Origin of the sequence: Roseivirga ehrenbergii (assembly GCF_001593005.1) — a bacterium.
Lineage (GTDB): Bacteria > Bacteroidota > Bacteroidia > Cytophagales > Cyclobacteriaceae > Roseivirga > Roseivirga ehrenbergii.
The window spans coordinates 188,908-205,013 of record NZ_LQZQ01000003.1 but is presented as its reverse complement, the minus strand read 5'-3'; the positions used below and the strand labels follow the sequence as shown (position 1 = coordinate 205,013).

The window sequence follows — 16,106 nt, the reverse complement described above, 5'->3', positions numbered from 1 at the left end:
ATTCTTCACTAATAGCCTCATAAGACCCAGAAATAAATAACAACCTGTTCCATGAAAACCAATTTAACACTTACACTAAACAAGGAAGTCATAGAGCAGGCCAAGAAGTACGCTGCAAAAAAAGGTGAGAGCCCCTGTTGATGTTCTTCAACAACGGGGCTCTGAAACTCACTTGTAATACTCTGCCAATGCTAGTGTAACCTCAAGTAAGGAAAACAGGCAGGGTTGGTTTGTAGAACATGGTGGTTATTTGGTTTATGCGCTAAGCTGTTTTCACGAAAAGGCTGCTAAAAACTAATAATGAAATAAGCTTTTCTATATTAGCCAGCGCGTTGGTGATAATCGTTGAAATGCAGAAGGAATCAATTTACAACCCCGAATTCGTAAGTAAACTTTTTGACTCTATGTCTTCGACATACGGACTAACCAACTACATATCGTCTTTTGGGTTTACAGAACGTTGGAGGAAAGCTTGTATCAATAAAATTAAACCTACAGAAAAGCCTGTGGTTATTTATGACTTAATGAGTGGAATGGGAGAGCTATGGCCTTCAATAAAACATTCGAAGCTCAATGTTCATGAAATAAATGCTGTTGATATCTCTCCAAATATGAACAGCATTGCCCGTAAGAATAAAAAGAGTGTCAGTGGCCAAATAAACATTCTAGAACAGGATATTCTTAAAAATGACATTGAGTCAAACTCGGCTGATCATGTTGTTTCATCATTTGGTCTGAAAACATTTAATACAAAGCAACTCACTGAACTTGCCCATGAATTGAATAGGCTTCTGAAGCCTGAAGGATCGTATTCTTTTGTTGAAATCTCTGTTCCGAATAGTAGCTTTCTTAAGTTCTTCTATATGTTTTATTTGACGAAGATCATTCCAGTTGTAGGCTATCTGTTTCAAGGAAACTCGCAAGACTACAAAATGCTGGGCACTTACACTTCAAAATTCGGTAACTCAAAAAGTTTTCATTCAATGTTGCTTAACGAAGGACTAGAAAGCCACTACGAAGAACTGTTTTTCGGATGCGGTTCAATAACTTGGGGTAAAAAGAAAAAGGGCTAATCCTCCCGCCACTGTCGATAGTCTTCACCATCAGGCCTCTGAAGTCAAACTTTTTCACTCTATTAACTACATTTACTATTTAAGGCAAACACAAAACCTATACGCAATGGCCTTTGGGAGACTGAGAATAGCCAAGACGTTGTACACCATATAAGAAAACCGAAAAAATGAGTTGGGATATTATACTTTTTAATTCAAAACAAAAGATTATCTCTGTTGCAGAACTAGACGAGATTCAATTGGAATCAACTGATTTTAGCGAAATTTTAGAATCTTCTTTTGAGCGAGTGAACAAAAAAGACAATCATAGAGAGATAGTCGGAACTGACTTTACAATTAACTTTTTTACAGACGATATGCATTCGAGTAACTTTATGCTATCGCTGTATGGAGAAAATGGAATTTATGCCCTTATTGAATTAGCTAAAAAACATAATTGGCAAATTTATGACTCTGGAATTGACGGAATGGTTGACTTGGAAAAACCAGAGACAAATGGATTTAAAAATCACAGAAAATATGTTGAGCAAATAATGAATGGTAAATCATAATGACAGAAACAAGCGAACAAACATATTCCCTCCCCAGTTGGAGTTCTTCACCAACAGACCTCAGAGGCTCAATAATAAACATCAGCTCATTTTTTTGTCAAGAATAAAACAACCATGACTCTAAATAAATTATTAGTACTGGTATTAGTATTTAGTATATGTTCTTGTTCAGCTCGAAGAGCTAGAACTTGGGAAGCTCTTGCTGATGAAGCAGCAGATGAATTTAAACCTGATGAAGCTCTATCATACCTTGAGAATGCAATTGAAATTACGCCCCACAACAGCAGACTACACTACAAAAAATCAACGCTCCTTCAGGAAACCAATAAATTTGAGCAGGCTCTCGAATCAATTAATACAGCTATAAAGTACACAAACTCAATTAATTTGGAATATCTAATGAAGGCAGAAATTCTTTACGATTTAGGCATGATAGACTCTTCTTTATTCTATCATAATCTATCCATATTAAATGCAGAGAATGCGGAGATTGCTTTTGAAGGTAGGGCAAAAACATACCTTCAAATTAACGAAATTGATTTAGCTATGGCTGATTTTGACAAGGCCATATTTATAAATCCAGAATATTTAAGAACCTATTTTTCACGAGGGGAATTTCTATACAATGCCCGAGAAGACTACAATGGGGCAATAAGGGATTTTTCAGTTATCATTGATAATTCCAGTAAGCTAGTTAATCGTGAACTTTTCCTATCATCAATATATGCTTTCAGAGGCTTGTGTTATTATGAAATTGGAAACGTAGAATCTGCTTGCAAGGATTGGCACTTAGCAAGTAATCTAGGGTTTGAAGATGTCAATAATCTAATTGATAAAAACTGCAAATAACTACCATCCCTATTTGGTACTCTTCACCGACAGGCCTTTCAAGCCCAATGATAAAAATTAAAAATCGCTTTCTATATTTTGGCGAGCTAGCATCTGAATAAATCCTTAACAAAGTCAGGCTATATCCTTACTTTCAACTTAATTTTGTCAGGCTATAATCTGACTTTTCATTTCCCTTAGTGTATAAAAAAGGCCATTTTAAGCTGTATCAGCTTGTTGGAGACAAACCAACAAGGGCTAAAAACAGCCTATTTTTCATATATTAACTGTTGTTGTAATGACAAGACCATACAAATCTCACTCAATCAGAAATTGGATAAACACAATTTAAAATTCATCGAAGTGGCACCTGAGACTCCATTTGATACAGAATGGGTTCAAAGTTTCATCAAAATAGGTAGCGCTTGGGAGCTATTTACACAGAAACATGGTGGCAACGTAACAGGAAAGTTAAGCGCTTATGGGATTCAATTAGAATCTAACATTTCATTGAAGTCTTATGAAGTATCATTTGAAACTTTGAAAAGACTAACTGATGTAAATGCAGGAAATCTGATGAACGATACATATACTTATTCTACTACTATCAAGATTGACAAGCCCTGCATGAAATTGCAAAGGCAGTTTAAGGTGAGGTCTCGGAACTGGGTAAGAGTTCTGTTTAGACTCTTTAATGGCTATAAAAAAACTGCGGTCACTAAAGGTTTTATCTACTACGGAAATTCTAAGGAGCAATTAGATAAACTCATCGATTTAAATGTAAACCAATATTCAAATTTTGGATGGATAAAAAGATCAAGCTCTGAGATCATCATAAGATTCTATACTGTGGAAGACTCTGTTGATGGGATTAACAAATACGTTAAATTTCTGAATAAATTAATCAACTACGATTAACCTTAAACACAATGGACTAATGGTGCTGTAGAAGCACCTGGGTTTGCTTCCCACCAAAGCTGCACTTTTGCCCAACTTCTCCTCGATTGTATCGAGGAGAATTGATAGGTCGGTTTCTAACCGGTTAGCTCCGCCTCTGTTCGTGCTCTTCACCCACAAAAAAAGAGCTGAATTGCTTCAGCTCCTTTTCATCTCATCCATCTAAATTCAAATCTATTTTCTTTTGCCTGGCTTGTAGGTTTCTGCTGCGCGGGCTTCTACATCTTCTTTGTAATAGGCTACATCTTTAAACTCGGCATCGGCATAGCGCTGGGCTTGATCGTAGAAATGCGGAGATGCTGGATCGCCACTTTGACCACCTGCCAATATGCTCTTGGCTTTTACTTTGTCGCCAAATTCTACCACGGCCACAAAGCTATTGCCCGAAGAACCATAGATACGATTCGTACCCGCCTTTTTGCTTGCCCCAAAAGAAGCCAACGCTCCCCATCGGGCGGAAGCCATACCAATGGCAATGCTTTCTTTGTTATCATCGTACTTCAAGTCGATGTCGCCATTTAAGCGCTGGAACCTGTTGATTTCGCCCCAAGGTGTATTCCATGTTCCGAAATCTGCCTCCAACTCTTTGATAGAAGCTTCAAAAATCTCAAGCCTTTCGCTATATGGTGAACCCGTTCCGTAATAATCCACGCGCTCATTTCCGCTTAAACGCTCAGGGTTTTTGCCCATTCTGCTGTAAAGCGAACCATAGTAATAGGCCATAGACATGGCCACAGATTCCTTTGAAGTTCTTAAATCCCAGTTTCTCAACACCTCAATGGCAGGTTTTAAGTCTGGGTTCTTATTTGCGCTCTTATCATAAGCTTCTACCAAACCCGGAATCAGTTTTTCAAAAGCTGGTAAGTAAGGATCGTAAGCCAATTCGATTAAGCCATCTAAGGTTAGATTTTTCGCTTCCTTCAATACTTTTACGGCATGCACCCCTCTAAAATTTTCCTCGTCTGGTGCCATATACACTGGGTAATCTTCCTTTTTAGGGCTGAACTCTAGTGCAGCAGTAAAAGGTGTAGAATTACAATTCTGAATCCAACCATTAGCAGGATTGAAAATTGTAATTACCTCGTCAACAGTATGTTTTCCTTGCCAGTCGGTAGCTGGGTTACTTCCGTCTACCGGTTTAGAATAATCAAATTGAGGGTCTCTTTTTGGAATAAAGTTGCCGTGATAATAAGCAATGTTTCCATCGGCATCGGCATAGACTGTATTGTTGGAAGAGTTAGTTCTGATGTCCATCATTTTTCTGAACTCCTCATTGGTTTTCAATTTGGTGCGGGTATAACTCTGTGTAAGTGCGTTCACAGGATCCCAATTGATTTTGGTCACTACCCATTTGTCGTCTAGCTTATGGGTAACTGGCCCATGATGGGTTCGGTACATCGGGAAAGTTCTTTCCTTCATTTCGTTACCTTCTTTGTATTTCAAGGTTACTTCAGAAACCTCTACATCGCGCATTTCTTCCCCGTATTTGTACTTCAGCTTGCCATCTACTTCAGAAACCTCTTCTACAAATTCATCAATAAAATCAACCGCGGTGGAAGTATGCATCCAACCCATTCTTTCATTGAAACCTTGGTACACAAAAAACTGCCCCCAGGTTACTGCCCCATAAGCATTCAAGCCTTCTTCGCTCACCACATGTACTTCGGGACGGAAGTAAAAAGAAGTGTGCGGATTGATCAATAGCATGGCATCGCCCGAAGCGGTATGTTCGCCAGCAATCGCAAAACCATTCGATCCTTTTGGTTCTTCATAAGGATCGGGGTGTGTAAGGCCATCGCCAAATTCGGTAAGTGCCAAAGACTGGTCATTTTCGTAAAACGATTTCACCCTGCGGGTAGAAATACTTTCGATATCGCCACCAATAGAACCTTCGCTAAAGAACATCGGAAACCACGGTTCGAAACGCGTAAGCACTTTAGGCTGCACTTCTGGGTGCGTATGTAAGTAATAATTGATTCCGTCTGCATAAGCATCGCAAAGTTCCTGAAGCCATTTTGGAGAAGCGTCATAAGCTGCTTTGGCCTCTTCCACTGTCATGTACAGTCTGGCGCGTAAGTCGCTGTAAAGCGCGTCTTCGCCTTCCATTTCGGCCAAACGGCCAGTGGCCCAAACGTAGTTACGTTCTACACGCGCAAAATCATCTTCGCATTGGGCGTATAGCAAACCAAAAACAGCATCTGCATCGGTTTTACCGTAAATATGTGGCACACCAAAATCGTCACGAATAATGGTGACATTCTCTGCCTGAGCTTCCCACTGACTTACCTCATCAGTAGCCTTGGACTGACAGGAATAAAGGAATGAAATGAATAATAGAAAAAGGAGTTTCTTCATGGTTGTAAGGTTTGAAGAAAGATGAAACATGCTGAGGAATTGTGCAAGTGTATTTTTGTGGGTGGACTATGAACAAAGATCGGGTCTCCTTTTTTTAAAAGAGACCCGATGCTAATCTTATCAAGTAAACCTTAACGACTTACTAATTATTTTTTATCTACCAAGTAGTTTACAAGGGCCAGTAATTCTGGAAGGCTTTTTACGCTCCCCATATTCACCAAGTATTTTCCATTTACTACTAAAGATGGTACGCTGCCAATACCTTTGGCTTCCCATTCTCTAGCCATTTTTTTGGCTTTGGCTTGTAAGGTTTTATCGGCAAAGTATTTATCCACTTCAGCCTTGCTCACGCCCTTTTCTTCAAACATCTTTTTAAGGGTGCTCATGTCGTCAACCGTTCTCATTTTAACATGAATTTGATCAAAAAAATACTGAAGTAATTCTGCGCCCTTGGCACCCATATTCTCCATAATTACAAATGCCTGAACAATTCCTGCTTGCATTGTTGGGTTATCATGTGGGATGTAATCAACATGCGATTTTTCGAATTTTGTACCCATTTTCAAACCCGCTTTCAGTTGGGGCATCATAGGTTCAAACTGAAAACAGTGACCGCAATACATTGAGAAAAACTCGGTTACTGTTGGGGCAGCGGTAGCGGTTTCAGATACCACTGTGTAATGTACTTTTTCCTGATACTGACCAAAAGCCGATCCTACTCCTACTGTCAACAATAATGCTATTAATAGTCCTTTCATGATTTTTTATTATGGTGCCGAAACTACGAAGTTTAGGGGGTTAGAAAAAGGTTTTTTACATAGATAATGCCCTTTTCATTTTTGCTTTCAAACAATTCTATAATAGAAAAACCCTCCAAAAGTTGATTTACCTAAATCAGCCATTCCCTGATTAATTTAATGACGAAAAAGCTTTTGGAGGGTTCCAGTGAAATCGTCCACTAGTCATTATTGTTTCCGATAATTGCCGCTACTCCTATGCGCACACCAAAGTCTTTGGCCTTCCAACCCTGAAATGACTGAACGAACTCAACCCGCAATACCCTGAAAATATTATCGATGGTATAACCCAGTTCGGTGTAATTATCAGAAGTTGGCGTGGCTAAATAGTTTACAAACAAGTTCTCTTTCAGCCCACTTAACCTGAGCATTGGCAACTGCGTAAACACAAATTTTCTAAATCTGATGTGTGTAAAAATAGAAGCGTAATCATCTGAAGTGCTGTATTTATAATAATCGAGCAGTCGATAGCCTCCAGTAACACTCATAGGGCTAAAAGGAAGCCTGTTGCCTTGAAAATGCTTAAAATCTGTAAAAATCATTTGAGAGGTATTGAAGAATTTACCCGCCTCTCCTTCGATGTCAATTTTTGCTCTTACCCCTAAATCGAAGGTGGTTTTTAAGCCAAATTCTACCTGATCGAACTGTGTGTTGCTACCCAAAACATCGTTAAATGCTTTTTTGTACGAAAGCCTAAAGGTTGGTGAAGAATCCTCTAAAGGAATCAATCGGCCATTATATTTTCTGAATTTCAACCAAGGTTTTACGGTAAATGCAAAACTAGAGATCAGGGCTTTACTGTCTACAAAACCGCCCACAAAGGTTTCATTATTGGCAGGCTGATTGGTTTTATATTCGCGGTTTTCTACATCAAAAATGCTGTAATCGGTGGTATTGAAAAGTTCGCTTCTACTGGCCCATTCTAACTTAGCGCCAACCGTATAACGGAAACGGAAACGCTTGGCAAAACTGACATTTGCGTAAGTTTTCTCGTAGTATTTGGCAAAGTTCTTTTCAGCCAAAAGGCTATAGAGCGAATTACTCAAATCATCAATGGCAGTAGGGTTAAACTGCTCAATGTAATTTCCACCTTGCACTCTGAAAGTACCACGCTGTTCATTTTTACCAATTCCAAAAACGCTTTCTACCTTGGTATAAAGCTGTTCTCCAGAAAAACCATAGCGTACAAAAGGCGAGATTCTCAAACGGGCTGTTGTATCTTGTCGCCATGAAAATGTACCTGTGAAATCTAGGTTCAATCCCTCCACGGTATTAAAGCGAAGTCTTGGTACAAAACCCGCAAAATCAAACCTCAATCGATCGCCCAATTTGTAATAGCTGCCAAATAAGATGTCCTTGGCTTGAAATTTAGCTCCGTTTTTCAATCGGAGTGTATCCGCTTCTGCTTTAGCTTTGTCTGCAAAATAGGTGCTGTCTTCGCGCTGATAGCCCACAATTTCTTTTTTCGTTAAGGGCACTGGCCTTCTGGTTACCCAATACAACGAATCTTTTTTGGTGGCTAAAGAGTCGATGTTGAAGTAGTAATCAGAAACTACATCTACCTCACCGGCTTCTTTGCGCTCTTCCTTGTCGTATTCCTTCATCAGTTTTTTAAACTGCTTGCGCGAAACTTCTTGATCTTCTTTGAATACCTGATTTACGCCCTCTTCTACATTACCCGATTTAATGGCTTTGATTTCTTCTGGAGCAGCCTCTATTTTCTCATCGATAAGAATTACCGAAGGGTCTAAATCTTCATTTTCGGTTACGGTATAATCACTTACCGAAGCCAAGTAGTTATAACTTCCGGCCAAGCCAAAAATAGAACCCGAAAATTCAAACTTCTGTGTAACAGGCATCCATATTTCGCCTTTTATGGGCGCGAAAATTTGCTCAATTCGAATTTGAAAGCCCATTAAGCTGGTGGTTAAATCGAGGGAATGAATGTTCCAAAAGTCTTCTCTTATGTAAATTACTCCTTCGAACAAGTCATCGCCTTTGGAACGTGGCGTTACTCTAATCTTATTAATTTCATAGCCGCGTTCTCTAAAGCTGCCTTCATATTTAAACTTGTAATAGGAAAAAGCACGTGGACTTAAAGGTGAAACTGCATTCACTACATCTGGCAAATAAAAACTGCTGTTGATGTAGGCGTTTGGATTAGCGTTATCACTTTCTTGACCAGTCGTTCTTACTGATATTACCTTTTCCTTAAATGTATTAGGCCTTTCGAAATAGATTTCGCTAACCGATTCGGACGTGTAAACTTGCGAGGTATCAATTCCTTCTTTCTCAAAAGTCTTTCTCAAAAGCCAGGGCACTTTGGTGATTTGGCCTGTTCCCTTCATATACACCTCTGCCGAATAACTGTCGTTTTGCAATAAATGATATTCCGCTTTGGCAATGGCCTTGCGCATAATCGTGTAAGAAGGATCTTCTGCTTTAGCCTCCACGGTAACCGATGCCAAGTTGATGACCTGTGGTTTCATAACGATATCGACCGGCTCGAAACCAGAACCGACCTTTATATTCTTGATTACGGTAGCATAACCCATGAACTGATAGGTAACTTGATAATTTCCTGGCTGAAGTCGGTATTCATAGAAGCCATCGAGGTTAGCTGAGGTGCCTGAACCGGCTTCTTTCACATAAATGGAAGCAAAGGGAAGTGCTTCTCCGTTATCGTCTTTAATAGTTCCTTTAATGCCTTGCGCCATTGCCGGGAATGAAAATAGCAGCAGTAAGGCTACAAAAAATTGTTGTTTTAACATGGTTTGAGTTTTGTGTTGACCTACAAATAAAGTACCTCTTTTTCTTAGGTACATTATCTACTTTGTTAATAGACGTGAAGAACAACAAGTTTGGCGTCTGGGTTTGAAAAAAAATCTTAAACCCATTTCCCTAATCCTTATTGATAGAATTTTTTGAAGCGAATGTAGTCGGCTACGTTTTCTGGCAGAAGGTATTGAACGGAGTGTTCGTTGCGAATGGCATCGCGAATAAATGTAGCGGAAATGTCTAGCATTGGCGATTCCACATACTTAATATTTTCGTGCGCTACTTTAATTTTAGAGCGATCTACTTGCGGACGTGGATACACATAAAGGCCGTAATTGTCTAAAATGGCCTGATAGTTTTTCCACTTGTGAAAATGCACTAAGTTGTCTTCACCAATAATTAACACAAACTCGTGTTCGGGGTGTTTGTCGGAAAGATAAGCGAGAGTATCGGCTGTATAACTAGGTTTGGGCATGTGAAACTCCACATCGGAAGCCCTGAATTTGTAATTATCGGCCACGGCCAATTCTACCATTTTTAATCGATCGAATTCGTGGAGCAGGGTTTTGGAGCTTTTGAAAGGGTTTTGCGGACTTACCACAAACCACACCTGACCCAAATCGGTCTGGTCAGCCATAACATCGGCAATTACCAAATGACCAATATGAATAGGGTTGAATGAACCAAAAAAGAGACCGATGCGCAAAATCTTATTTGTTTAGGAAGTCAGAAACTAAAATCTCTGCGTTTGCAAAAGATTCTTCTAAGTTTTCATTGACTAAAGTAACATCAAATTTGTTTTCAAATGTCATTTCGAATTCCGCACGATAAAACCGCTGCGAAAGACTTTCGGCCGATTCAGTACCTCTGCCTGTTAATCGTCTTTTAAGTTCTTCCATAGAAGGCACTTTAACAAAAACGGCTAGGGCGTCATCGCCAAAATATTGCTTCAGTTTTAAGGCTCCTTTCACTTCAACATCAAAAACCACATGACGACCTTCGGCCCAAATGCGCTCTACTTCTGATTTTAAAGTGCCGTAATAGTTGCCGGTATACACTTCTTCCCATTCCACAAAAGCATCGTCTTCAATCTTCTGGCGAAATTCTTCTTTGCTGAGGAAGTAATAGTCCTTTCCGTTTTCTTCGGAACGGCCGCGTTTATCGCGTGTACTGGCCGATATTGAGAAACCTAGTTGTGGGTTAGTTGCAAGTAGGTGCTTTACAATGGTAGTTTTACCCGACCCAGAAGGTGCGGTGAAGATGAATGCTTTTCCTTTGCCCATGTTACAGCCCGATGCTCTTTTTTATGGTATTGGCAAGGTCTTCAGGGATTTCCTGCTTGTGTTCACAAAGCTTTTGCTTTATGGTTTCTTGCACACATTTTTCCCTTTCGTAATTACCGTTTGATTTAACACAGGTTCTAATTTTTTCTTCAAAGATGGCGCGCGACTCTTCGTCTGCCTCGTTATCTAGCACTAACTGAATAATTTCAGAAAATCTCTTTTCATCCACCAAGTTACCCCTGTCACAATAACACTCTTTGAAACTATTTTTGAACCAGTCTGAGAACTCACTCATGGCTATCATTTTATTTGTTATATCCCATTTCTTTTGCGTACGAAGAAAGTTTTTCCTTCAGCATGTTTCTTGCCCTATGCAACCTAGAACGAACGGTTCCAATTGGAATATCCAAAATCTTAGACATCTCCTCGTAGGTAAACCCTTCTAAATCGCTTAGAATAATCACTGTTCTAAAATCTACTGGAATGCTGTTCATTGCCAGTGTGATTTCATCACCAATCATGTGTTGAACAGTTTCAACCCTTAAATCGGTGGTGATGCTTTCATCTACATCATCAGAATTGTAGTATGACTCAACTTCATTATAATCAACCTTAGCGGGCTGCTTGCTCTTTTTACGGAACTCGTTAATAAAGCTGTTTTTCAAAATGCGGAACAACCACGCTTTGGCATTAGTTCCTTGCTCGAATGAGTTGATAAACCTAAAAGCCTTTAAATAAGTATCTTGTACTAGGTCTTTAGCATCATCCTCATCGAATGTAAGTCGATACGCAAAATTGTACATGGAATTAACATGTGGCATGAATTCCTGATCAAAAACACGAGCGGCTTCTTTCTCGCTGTATTTCTGTCTTTGCGTCCCCTGATTTTCTTTGTTCACAGCTTCTTCAGACATGGTGCAAAAATAGTAAATATTAATTGCGGTATCCTAAAATTAGGGCGCAATAAGAAACTTAGCTAAGTTCAAAACTAAGCTCACATAAATCCAAAATCGACTTAAAACGACATCACCTCATGCTCAAAACCTTCGATTACCCCCAAACCAAAAAGTGCGAAATCATATTTCACAGGATCATTCGGGTCAAGCTCTTTAAGGTTTTCGGTAAGTTCAATGGCGGTTCGCCAATCAGTTTGCTTTCTGGTGATTAGCCCTAATTTTCTAGCGATTCTATCCACATGAACATCGCAAGGACATACCAATTGGCTTGGTGAAATATTCTTCCATATCCCAAAATCGACTCCTTTATCGTCTTGTCGCACCATCCACCTCAGGTACATATTCAGCCTTTTACAAGCTGATTTTCTGGCAGGAGTAGCAATGTGTTTTCGAGTGCGTTCAGGGGCATCGGGCAAAGCAAAAAAGGAATTATGAAACTGGATAAGGCTATTGGACATATCGGTATCTCCCGGTTTTATTCCTGCCAAAAAAGCTTGTTCAAGTGAATCATGTTGGCTGTAGAAATCCTTAAAGAATTCGATAAAATAAAGTGTGTCGGTGGTGTTAAAAGTACGATGTTTGAAATTCAACAAATGCTTTAAATCAGACTCCTTATGATTGATTATAAAATCATGTGGAGCATTGTCCATCAAGCCAAATAGCTCATTGCATTTATTAATAATTGTAATGCGTTGCCCCCAAGCCAATATAGAGGCCCAAAAACCAGTAATTTCTATGTCTTCCTTTTTCGAAAACTGGTGAGGAATTACAATTGGGTCGTTCTCAATAAAATTGGATTGATTGAACTGCTCAACTTTAGCGTCTAAAAAATCTTTGAGTTTATCGGAAATCAACTGAGTATTGGGTCTGGTGGTTTAAAACTACTTCTTTATCACTTCCAGTTTTCCTATTTCACTTTGCTTCAGGGTCACTTTTCCTTTTTCGCTTATCGCTTCTTTCACTTTCAAACTACCCACTTGAATGTATAATTCTGTGGGGTCGCTACCTTCTAAAAGGTTAACAGTTTTTACGGCAACCTCCCCTTCAATCACAAAATTCACTTTTTGCCCTTTAATATTCACGGTAGAACTTTCGCAAGGCACCACACCAATTGCATCTCCATTTTCCTTGTTCGACCAAATATTTGGGTCGTTCCAATCGCCTGATTTAACCGCCCAAAGCTCTTTTTTACAAGATGTGTCAAATGGAAGAATCGTCAGTTTGGCTTTGGTAGAAGTATAATTCCCAGACATATCTGACACAAAAAGGTCTACTTCATTTTCACCCAAATTTGCAGAAGTAAACTCCCTCGGCTCTGTCCAAAACTCGCTAATTTGAGCATTATCCTTCGTGCAGCCTTCTTGTTTTGAGAACATCTGGAAAAACTCATCTTCACGGCTACCGTCTGGTTCAAAACCCAACCAATTTTCTCTCACAACAATCACTGCATCGCTACAAAGTTTGGCCAGTGCCTTAGCATCGCGAACTTCTAACTTGTCATTTTTATCTAAATACATTTTAGCTGGCTGACTTACAATTACTGGCTTTAAAGTATCTTCAACCGTGATGTTCACCATTGTAGAAGCTAAATTACCACGGTCATCTTTCACAATAAAGGCCACTTTGTTTTCGCCCAAATCATTATAATCAAAAATAGACTTATTGAGAGATACGTCATAGCTAGAACAGCCAGCTGTCGAGCCATCATCCATCAGGTAAGCGTCAGCCTTTACCAAACCATTTTCCGCTAAATACACCGTAGCATTTTTTGCTTTCGCTACTGGAACTGTCAAATCATAAATCGTGATGATTACTTTTGTAGTTGCCTCGTTGCCGCTTTTATCAACCACACGCGCAGTCACCTCATTTTCACCCAAGTCATCGCAGGTAAATGTGGTTTTGCTTAATTCGAAAAGTGCGATTCCACAATTATCTTTTGCACAAGGTTGCTCTTGAAAAAACAGAGATTCACCTGCTCCAGGCACTGGACTTGGGCTTGGGCTAGAGTCAATCTTTCCACACCGCCAAAGAATTACGTTTTTGGGATCAACTTTAACAAATTCCCCATTTGTAATATTTGCCCGAATATTTCGGACTGCGATGGTCGGAGGTATGTTATCTACTACCTTCACCAAGGTGGTTCCATAATAAGTGTTTCCGTTTGCCCCAGTTCCTTTAATGGTTACATAATTTTCACCTAAGTCATTACAATTGAAGTTTGATTTTGTCAATTCTCGTGAGCATTCAACTCCAGCACAAGGCCAATAACAGTCCTCACTTAATAAATCACTCATTTTTACACTGCCTTTTCCATTAGCATCCAGTGCCAAAACATAAGGCTGCGTGCAAGTTGTCATTAAATAATTCTGAAACTTGAGAGTGAATTGCCCCATCGACTTTCCTTCAATAGGATTGTCGACCACAAGGAAATACTCCTCTCCTTCTCGCAAACCTGTGTACAGTAATTGCTCTGACTTTACAGGGTAGCCAGAAGCTGAACTCGCCAACTCTTCATCGTTCGAGTTCACCAAAGCCAACTGAATGTAGGATTCTTGTCCTTCAACGGTAACAACAATTTTATCGGAAGCGGGCGCTTTAAACTTAAACCAAACGCTTCTGCTGGCCCTACTTCCCCAGCGGCTATAGTAAGTTCCGTCACCCGATGCGCCATTGGCATTAAACTGACCTTCTTTAGAAAAGAAATTTCCGTTGGGGCCTAAAGGAAGTTGAAAAGCAGTTTGACGGGTATCGTTTGCAGGAATTTGAAAAGCAAAAACCTGACTTTTCAGGATAAGAAAAGCCAAAAAGATAAAGATCAGTTTGGCATAGAATTCCCTCATATACTATTGAAAATAACTCAGTTCTACTAGAAAACGATTATCCAAAGCCTTTAGCTGATCGTAAGCTCGCTTATTGAGTTTAATCAAAATATTTTGATTGTCCGCAGTATCAGGAATTTCACCCACCACACGCACATACACCGTAAGGTTATTCATGCGGTTTTTTACCTTAATCACCGTGCCTACTTTAGCCGTTTTATGCAAGGCTAAAAACTTAGTAGACGATTCATCTTCAATAATAAGCTCAGCCTGACCTTCTTCAATAATTTCATTGAAAGGACTCCCATTGTACGATTCATTGGTTATTTCTTCCGCCCCAGTATTTACAGGGTTAGTAACTTTCTGAGTGGTATCCACCACTTTTGGTTTCTCAATTGGCTTTGTAACTGACTTTTCCGTGGGAGTGGTCGTTGGCAGTGTTACTTCTTGGGTAGTTTTGGCAGCTACAGAAATTTTAAGCGTTTGACCTACCGCCAAGGCATTGGAAGTTAGGCCATTCAGTTTTTTAATTTCGTTTACATCTACACCGTATTTCTGTGAAATCGCAAAAAGGGTTTCACCAGCTGCAACCGTATGCGTTTTACTTGCTTGAACAGAAGTTTTGATTGGGATTTCTGCTTGCCCCATAGGTTTTCCATAAGGAATATTAATGGTTTGCCCTACTTTCAAATCATTCACCAGTTCGGCATTCTTTGCCTTTATTTCAGTTACGGTGGTTCCATACCTGCGTGCCAATGAATAAAGTGTTTGGCCAGACATCACTTTATGGATTACAAAGTATTTATCACCTTCTTTTTTTATTCCTAGCGAGTCTGCCTGACTAAAGCTTGACGTTGCCGCCAATACTAACACCATCAAACTCAACAAAAACTTTCTCATAAATCCTTGATTAAATAGCATTTGACCTCACGCTTTTCTTTGACAAATATAAGCTGTTCATTAACGATATAAAAAGTATCTGAGGCCAGTCCTTTACTATGTTGCGCTAAAACTTCCGTCAAAACAAGTTCGCCATTTGCATTAAAAACATAAAGCCTATTGGTCAAATTCTGTTCCAGCTTTTCGTGTGCCGAAATAAAAATCAGGCCTTCGTACTCTAAATAATCGCAAGCCCCCACCAAATCTACCGCTGCAAATTCCTTTAAAAAACGAACTACTGTAGCAAAGTAGTTACTGTCGCCCGTGTAATGGAACGGAAGAATTAGGTTTCCCGACATAGATTTGACAGAAAAATCTTCTTCCGTTTCTAAAATCTCGTTACCTGAGCGAATATCAATCGTAAAAACTTCAGCTTCTTTATCTTTGGTTTTTAAAGAAAGCGCAAAGCCATTCAAACCCCGAACATTAATATCATCTACCGACCACAGGGCCTCTTGAGTATTGATATCAAAGCCAAAAACAGAACGTTCATCTATATTTTGGGAGTCATTAAAAATCTGAAAAACGATAATCTCACCCACAAAAGCATAGACCGTTACCCACCAATTTTCATCAAAACCCAAAGCCTTCCATTCAAACTGGTGGTTATTTAGGTTGAAGAGTGAAAAAGTAGCTTCCATAGCATCTCCATTTCGGCAACTAATCAGCAACCGATCGCTGGAAAGGGCGGTTTCCCAAATATCTGTAGGGAATACTTCCGAAAACTGTAAGTGAAGTTGCTTTGGCAATGCGTTTCTTTGTATTTTGAC

At 39.5% G+C, this 16,106-nt stretch carries 16 protein-coding genes; 5 read left to right on the top strand and 11 right to left on the bottom strand.

Features of this window, described 5'->3' with window-relative positions; genetic code table 11:
- The first annotated feature begins 51 nt into the window (after positions 1 to 51).
- From MB14_RS19095 to MB14_RS04935, 5 genes are all read left to right on the top strand, one after another.
- A complete protein-coding gene (locus MB14_RS19095) occupies positions 52 to 141 on the top strand; it encodes a DUF6364 family protein (RefSeq protein ID WP_221405459.1) in 90 nt (29 codons plus the stop codon).
- A gap of 209 nt (positions 142 to 350) precedes the next feature.
- On the top strand, positions 351 to 1,073 hold the full coding sequence (locus MB14_RS04950; protein ID WP_062589816.1) for a class I SAM-dependent methyltransferase: 723 nt from the start codon (positions 351 to 353) through the stop codon (positions 1,071 to 1,073).
- 167 nt (positions 1,074 to 1,240) lie between these two features.
- A complete protein-coding gene (locus tag MB14_RS04945) occupies positions 1,241 to 1,624 on the top strand; it encodes a hypothetical protein (protein ID WP_062589814.1) in 384 nt (127 codons plus the stop codon).
- Positions 1,625 to 1,738: 114 nt separating this feature from the next.
- The gene (locus MB14_RS04940; protein ID WP_062589812.1) at positions 1,739 to 2,473 is read left to right on the top strand and encodes a tetratricopeptide repeat protein; all 735 of its coding nucleotides are present in this window, start codon (positions 1,739 to 1,741) and stop codon (positions 2,471 to 2,473) included.
- Between the two features lie 342 nt (positions 2,474 to 2,815).
- A complete protein-coding gene (locus MB14_RS04935; RefSeq protein ID WP_132644115.1) occupies positions 2,816 to 3,370 on the top strand; it encodes a hypothetical protein in 555 nt (184 codons plus the stop codon).
- 213 nt (positions 3,371 to 3,583) lie between these two features.
- Here the strand turns inward: MB14_RS04935 and MB14_RS04930 are convergent, their stop codons facing one another.
- From MB14_RS04930 to MB14_RS04880, 11 genes are all read right to left on the bottom strand, one after another.
- On the bottom strand, positions 3,584 to 5,764 hold the full coding sequence (locus MB14_RS04930) for an acylase (RefSeq protein WP_062590147.1): 2,181 nt from the start codon (positions 5,762 to 5,764) through the stop codon (positions 3,584 to 3,586).
- A gap of 146 nt (positions 5,765 to 5,910) precedes the next feature.
- Entirely contained in the window at positions 5,911 to 6,522 is a 612-nt protein-coding gene (locus MB14_RS04925; RefSeq protein ID WP_062589758.1) for a thiol:disulfide interchange protein DsbA/DsbL, read from the bottom strand.
- A 200-nt stretch (positions 6,523 to 6,722) separates the two neighbouring features.
- A complete protein-coding gene (locus MB14_RS04920; RefSeq protein ID WP_157716542.1) occupies positions 6,723 to 9,332 on the bottom strand; it encodes a DUF5686 and carboxypeptidase regulatory-like domain-containing protein in 2,610 nt (869 codons plus the stop codon).
- Positions 9,333 to 9,469: 137 nt separating this feature from the next.
- On the bottom strand, positions 9,470 to 10,045 hold the full coding sequence (gene nadD / locus MB14_RS04915) for a nicotinate (nicotinamide) nucleotide adenylyltransferase (RefSeq protein WP_062589720.1): 576 nt from the start codon (positions 10,043 to 10,045) through the stop codon (positions 9,470 to 9,472).
- Positions 10,046 to 10,049: 4 nt separating this feature from the next.
- A complete protein-coding gene (gene gmk / locus MB14_RS04910) occupies positions 10,050 to 10,622 on the bottom strand; it encodes a guanylate kinase (RefSeq protein WP_053224978.1) in 573 nt (190 codons plus the stop codon).
- 1 nt (position 10,623) lies between these two features.
- Entirely contained in the window at positions 10,624 to 10,917 is a 294-nt protein-coding gene (locus tag MB14_RS04905) for a hypothetical protein (RefSeq protein ID WP_132644114.1), read from the bottom strand.
- A gap of 10 nt (positions 10,918 to 10,927) precedes the next feature.
- The gene (locus MB14_RS04900; RefSeq protein WP_053224980.1) at positions 10,928 to 11,536 is read right to left on the bottom strand and encodes a sigma-70 family RNA polymerase sigma factor; all 609 of its coding nucleotides are present in this window, start codon (positions 11,534 to 11,536) and stop codon (positions 10,928 to 10,930) included.
- 101 nt (positions 11,537 to 11,637) lie between these two features.
- Positions 11,638 to 12,432, bottom strand: coding sequence for a TIGR02757 family protein (locus tag MB14_RS04895; protein WP_375596893.1), 795 nt, complete (start codon positions 12,430 to 12,432; stop codon positions 11,638 to 11,640).
- 27 nt (positions 12,433 to 12,459) lie between these two features.
- Positions 12,460 to 14,418 (bottom strand): hypothetical protein, encoded by a 1,959-nt coding sequence (locus MB14_RS04890; RefSeq protein ID WP_062589718.1) that lies wholly within the window; start codon positions 14,416 to 14,418, stop codon positions 12,460 to 12,462.
- A 3-nt stretch (positions 14,419 to 14,421) separates the two neighbouring features.
- Positions 14,422 to 15,297: a LysM peptidoglycan-binding domain-containing protein gene (locus tag MB14_RS04885; protein ID WP_165899494.1), complete on the bottom strand. Its 876-nt coding sequence runs from the start codon at positions 15,295 to 15,297 to the stop codon at positions 14,422 to 14,424.
- Positions 15,294 to 16,085: a DUF4905 domain-containing protein gene (locus tag MB14_RS04880; protein WP_062589715.1), complete on the bottom strand. Its 792-nt coding sequence runs from the start codon at positions 16,083 to 16,085 to the stop codon at positions 15,294 to 15,296. Before MB14_RS04880 ends, MB14_RS04885 begins: the two co-directional genes overlap by 4 nt.
- Positions 16,086 to 16,106: the final 21 nt, after the last annotated feature.